Annotated in this window: 4 protein-coding genes; 3 read left to right on the top strand and 1 reads right to left on the bottom strand. The window is 42.8% G+C overall.

Annotation, left to right across the window (positions count from 1 at the left end):
* Positions 1 to 131 precede the first annotated feature (131 nt).
* Complete coding sequence (locus RMZ42_RS34590; protein ID WP_322675676.1) at positions 132 to 614, top strand: hypothetical protein; 483 nt, start codon at positions 132 to 134, stop codon at positions 612 to 614.
* A gap of 457 nt (positions 615 to 1,071) precedes the next feature.
* Here the strand turns inward: RMZ42_RS34590 and uvrA are convergent, their stop codons facing one another.
* A complete protein-coding gene (gene uvrA, locus RMZ42_RS34585; RefSeq protein ID WP_322675675.1) occupies positions 1,072 to 3,960 on the bottom strand; it encodes an excinuclease ABC subunit UvrA in 2,889 nt (962 codons plus the stop codon).
* Positions 3,961 to 4,140: 180 nt separating this feature from the next.
* Between uvrA and RMZ42_RS34580 the strand changes: the two genes are divergently transcribed.
* Together RMZ42_RS34580 and RMZ42_RS34575 are read left to right on the top strand one after the other, a co-directional pair.
* The gene (locus RMZ42_RS34580) at positions 4,141 to 4,887 is read left to right on the top strand and encodes a Uma2 family endonuclease (RefSeq protein ID WP_322675674.1); all 747 of its coding nucleotides are present in this window, start codon (positions 4,141 to 4,143) and stop codon (positions 4,885 to 4,887) included.
* 63 nt (positions 4,888 to 4,950) lie between these two features.
* On the top strand, positions 4,951 to 5,700 hold the full coding sequence (locus tag RMZ42_RS34575; protein WP_322675673.1) for a Uma2 family endonuclease: 750 nt from the start codon (positions 4,951 to 4,953) through the stop codon (positions 5,698 to 5,700).
* Positions 5,701 to 5,966: the final 266 nt, after the last annotated feature.

The raw sequence follows: 5,966 nt of genomic DNA, 5'->3' as shown, positions 1-5,966 counted from the left end.
GTATAGAGAAATACCCGTGTTTCCATGATTCATCCCGCATTTATGCAACGCCAGAATTTTTTCTCTCCCCTGCCTCCCCTAGTTTTACCCGATTGTTTTCTAATCTACAAGATATCGAATGAGGTTATTCTATGATTCACCATATTTCAATTGCTGTTAGAAACCCTAGTCATGTTGCTCAAGTTCTGGGGGAAATCTTAAAAGCGCAAGCTGTTCCCTTTCCTCCTAATCCAGGAAGTTATATGGTTCTACCTTTTGATGAATACGGTACAGGTATTGAACTTTATCCTTTAGGTTCTCAAATAGAACCTGGTGAAGGTGATGAAGAATGCGTATTTGTACATACTGCTATTACTTCCAGGTATACAGATATTCATGCAGCTATCTCTGTACCAATTAGTCAGCAAGAAATTGAAAAAATTGGTGTTCGTGAAGGTTGGCGTGTAGTGCGCTGTAACCGCGATTCTTTCTTTGATGTGATTGAGTTCTGGGTGGAAAACAGGTTAATGATTGAATTGCTAACACCAGAAATGGCATCTCAATATTTGAAATTTGCTACCCAGCAAGAAAATCTGAAATATTTTTTAGCAGAACCAGTTTTAGCTACAACTTGATAAATATTTATTGCAATTCTATTTTATTTGTAAGAATTGCAAACCGCAGCTCCCCAACTTGTTTGTAGGAGTTACGCACTGTACAAATGAATCATCTTGTGTATTAACGTAAATAGGTTGTTTCAGGCTTTTACAAAGCATCCTTTGTTAATTGCGATCGCAAAAAGATAATTGAAAAATCTAGCTAAAAGCCTTGAAAGGCATATCTATCATTTAGGATTTTCTGTCAATGCGTAAGTCCTAGTTTGATAAGTTGGGGATTTTGTCGATTATAAGTCACTAAAAAACAAGCTGAGGCTTTGGGAAAGTTTTTTCATTGAGACAGTAACCCGCGATTTTATCTATTTCAACGATAGCGCATTCACGCTTAGGAAGTTTCATAATACTTTTGCTACAACCTTCTCCGCTTTTTTGACCTGGATATGACCTTTATGCAATGTACCCTAATTGCAAAAGACTAAGATTTCACCGCCGGATACTGCTTCAAAACTTGCTGTAAATATTGCCCAGTATAAGACCTGGGATTTTTTGCAACTTCCTCTGGTGTACCCACAGCAATTAATTCTCCGCCTTTGTCGCCACCTTCTGGGCCCAAATCTATCACCCAGTCTGAACAGCGAATTACATCTAAGTTGTGTTCAATTACTAATATTGAATTCCCCTTATCTACCAATCGTTGCAACACATCTAACAATTTGTGAACATCGTAAAAAGATAACCCTGTTGTCGGTTCATCTATTAAATAAAGTGTCTTACCTGTGGCGCGTCGAGATAGTTCTGTTGCCAATTTCACCCGTTGCGCTTCACCACCTGATAAGGTAGTCGCAGGTTGTCCTAGTTGGACATAACCCAACCCGACATCAAATAAAGTTTGCAAACGCGCGATCGCTTTGGGGATATTCTGGAAAAAGTCTAAACTCTCCTCAACTGTCATTCTCAGTACATCAGAAATTGACTTATCTTTATACTTCACCTGCAAAGTTTCGCGGTTGTATCTTGCACCTTTACAAATTTCGCATTGTACGTAAACATCCGGGAGAAAGTTCATTTCAATAACATTCACACCCTGCCCGCTACAAGCTTCGCAACGTCCACCTTTAACGTTGAAGGAAAATTGTCCAGGTTTGTAACCCCTAGCTTTGGCTTCTACTGTTTGGGAAAATACATCCCGAATGGCATCGAAAATTCCTGTGTAAGTTGCAGGGTTAGAACGTGGTGTGCGTCCAATGGGAGATTGATCGATAACGATCGCTTTATCAATCGCATTCAATCCCTGGATTTTATCCAAATGTCTCGGTAAGGGAACTTTCTTAGTTAAATGATGTTGCAGAGATGGATATAGTAATTCGTTAATCAGTGTAGATTTGCCAGAACCAGACACGCCAGTGATGGAGACGAGTTTACCTAGCGGAATGTCTACATCGATATTTCTTAAATTGTTGCGATGGGCATTTTTAATTCCCAAACTGCGCCCATTTCCTTCTCGGCGTTGTGCTGGCGTGGTAATTACTCGCCTTCCTGATAAATATGCACCCGTCAAGGAATCTTCTGCTGCTAATAACGCCTGAAAATCACCTTGGGCAATAATATTTCCGCCGTGAATTCCTGCACCAGGGCCAATATCAACAATGTGGTTAGCTGCGCGAATTGTTTCTTCATCGTGTTCAACGACAATTAATGTATTACCCAAATCGCGTAATTTCGTTAAGGTTTTGAGCAACCTACCATTATCTCGTTGATGCAAACCAATACTGGGTTCATCTAAAACGTAGAGAACTCCTGTTAATCCAGAACCAATTTGCGTTGCTAGACGAATTCGTTGGGCTTCGCCACCAGAAAGGGTCATGGCTGGACGGTCAAGGGTGAGATAATCTAAACCTACATCTAACAAAAATTGCAATCTAGCTTTGATTTCCCGGAGAACTAAATCAGCAATTTGTAACTGGCGATCGCTCAACTTAAATTGCTCAATTCTCTCCCGACAATCCCGAATCGAGACTCCAGTTAATTCTAAAATTCCATATTGTCCCAACTTCACCGCCAAGGCTTCCGGTTTTAACCGTTTTCCCAGACAAACTTCACACGGTTGATCGATTAGATACTGCTCTAATTTTTGCTTAACTAATTCCGAACCACCCTCATATTGCCGTTGCAAAATTGGAATAGCACCTTTAAAACTCTGCTTTCTCTGTACCTCTGCGGCTCGTTCGTCTTTCTCGCCATACAGAAGAATTTGCTGCTGTTCTTCTGTCAGCTTGCCCCAATTTGTCTGTAACTCAAATCCATAAATCTGTCCGACACTATAGAGTAATTCCAAGTAATAAGAATTATCTTTTTCTGACCAGGGCGCGATCGCAGCGTAAACTGGCGCTTCCCAGTCAGGTACGATCAAGTCTGGCGCAAATCTTCTTAAAGTCCCGATTCCATGACAGTGCGGACAAGCACCATAAGGTGAGTTAAAGGAGAACAATCGCGGTGATAGTTCCTCCATTACCGCGCCATGTTCTGGACAGGCAAAGTTTTCCGAAAATACTAATTCTTCTTCTTTTTCTTGTCCGTCGTCACCAAGCAGACTCACCAGAATGGCTGCAATTCCACCCGATTGCTTGAGACACGTAGACAAAGAATCAACCAAACGCTCCTGGATATCAGCCTTTTTCACCAAGCGGTCAATTACCACTTCGATGGTGTGAGTAAGATTTTTATCCAATTCAATGGAATCTGACAGTTCGCGGATCTCCCCATTGATTCGCACGCGGACAAAACCTTGAGAAGCCAGACTTGACAAAAGCTTACGGTGTGTGCCTTTTTTCCCCCTGACAACGGGTGCAAGAATTTGGAAGCGGGTGCGATCTGGTAATTCCATGATGCGATCGCACATCTCATCGATTGTCTGGGGTGCAATACAGCGATCGCATATCGGACAATGGGGTTCGCCAGCGCGACCAAACAACAGCCGCAAATAGTCGTAAATCTCCGTCACCGTACCCACAGTGGAACGGGGATTATGAGAGGTCGATTTTTGGTCAATAGAAATTGCTGGACTTAAGCCTTCAATCGCTTCTACATCCGGCTTATCTAACTGTCCTAAAAATTGCCGTGCGTAGGCGCTGAGGGATTCTACGTAACGACGTTGCCCTTCAGCGAAAATGGTATCAAAGGCTAGAGAAGACTTACCAGAACCAGAAACGCCAGTGAATACGATTAGGCGATCGCGTGGCAATTCCAAGTCAATATTTTTCAGATTATGCTGCCTAGCACCCCGAATCCGAATGGTATTCTGGCTGTTGTGGCTGGGGTACGGAAGATGTCCATTCAAGGATGCTGCTAGCTGTTGGTCTGACATATTGGGGGCGAAGAAGGAGTTTCTTATGAAACAGTCCTTAATAATACTATCTTTAATCGGTTTATTGTAGAACAATAGTACTGTTTTAGTTAGTTATCGTTCCAGATTCATGGCGCAGACATCCTTAAGAGTCTGCTAATTTGGAAGCATCCCGATTTAAATCCTTCTGAGGGCGAAGCTATGGTATCGCAAATCCAACCGCCGACGCAGCCAGAGGTCATCTACCCAGATAGTGACGGACAACCAGTAGCTAATAATACTATACAGTTTGGCTGGATTGTGGAAATTAAGCAGAATATCGAGTGGCTATTTGCTGACGATCCAAATGTATTTGTTGCGGGAGATTTGTTTTGGTATCCGGTAGAGGGACGCAACAAAATTGTTAACGCCCCAGATGTGATGGTGGTATTGGGTAGACAAAAAGGCGTAGGCGTAGCCCGTCGTAGACATCGCTTGTGCTACCAACAATGGAAAGAGGAGGGAATTGCACCGCAAGTGGTGTTTGAAATTCTTTCTCCCAGCAACACCCAAACTGAAATGGACAAGAAATTACTTTTCTACGATCGCTATGGCGTGGAAGAGTACTACATTTACGATCCCGATCGCAATAATTTGCGTGGATGGTTGCGTAGCGAAGACGGTTTAGATGTCATCCCCCAAATGGAAGATTGGGTGAGTCCCCGTTTAAAAGTTCGGTTTGCTTTATCAACAGAGGGTTTGCAGTTATATCGCCCTGATGGAGAAAGGTTTTTGAGTTATACAGACATTTCTCGCAACGCCGAACAAGAACGACAACGAGCAGAACAAGCAAAACAAGCCAGAAGAGATGCCATACCCCGATTATTGCAAATGAATTTGAGCATCGAACAGATTGCCCAAGCTTTGGGATTGTCAGTGGAAGAAGTGCGAACTCTTGCTCAGGAGTAACGCCGTGTGCAATTTTTTAATCGGGTCATTAGAAATTGAATTTGTACTTGAGATATTCTGATTATGCTAGCCAATGCAGCCACTCATAATGTCACCTGGGAAAAGTTACCTGATGATTTTGTTTTAGACAACGAACCAGTAGATAACATTAATCAGCCACTCTTGGCTGCTGCTTTAACAGAAAGCTTGGAACTTGCTGGCAGATTACCCGCCGATGCTTTAACCATCACTAATTACGGTATCTGCGCCACTTTGAATAATCGATTTGTCGTCAAAGCACCAGATTGGGGTTATGTACCATCTATTCGAGTCTCACGAGAAGAAGTGAAGCGCAGTTATACGCCACGACTCCAAGGTGATATTCCGGTAATTGTGATGGAATTTCTCTCAGATACCGAAGGTGGAGAGTATTCGAGTAAACCGACCTATCCCCCTGGTAAATGGTTTTATTATGAGCAGATTTTACAAGTGCCAAACTATGCCATTTTTGAACCAGACGGGGGAGTTTTAGAAGTTTATCGGCGAGATGATTTAGGACGTTATAAACTGCAAACACCCGATGCAAATAATCGTCACTGGATTGCCGAAATGAACTTGTTTTTAGGCGTATGGCAAGGAAGCCGAGAAAACCGCACAGGTTATTGGTTACGTTGGTGGGATGACAACGGCGAATTATTACTGTGGGGTTTGGAGTTAGCAGCAAAAGAACGGCAAGAGAAAAATGTCGCTCAACAGCTTGCAGAACAAGAAAGTCAGCGTGCAGAGAGATTAGCAGCCCAGTTAAAAGCGCTAGGAGTGGAACCAGAGGTTTAACTCGGAAGTTCGACCTTTTTACTCGGCCATTGGTGTTTGGAACTCGGAAGTTCGACCTTTTTGCTCGGCCATTGGTGTTTGGAACTCGGAAGTTCGACCTTTTTGCTCGGCCATTGGTGTACGGAACTCAGAAGTTCGACCTTTTTGCTCGGTCATTAGTGTTCAGAACTCGGAACTTTGACCTTTTTGCTCGATCATTTGTGTTTGGAACTAGGACTTACGCATTGACAGAATCATGATTATGTATATTAAAGTCCAACTTCTGT

Source organism: Nostoc sp. DedQUE05 (assembly GCF_034530955.1).
GTDB lineage: Bacteria > Cyanobacteriota > Cyanobacteriia > Cyanobacteriales > Nostocaceae > Nostoc.
Note: the sequence above shows the minus strand (reverse complement) of the source record. Positions and strands in the feature narration are given on the sequence as shown.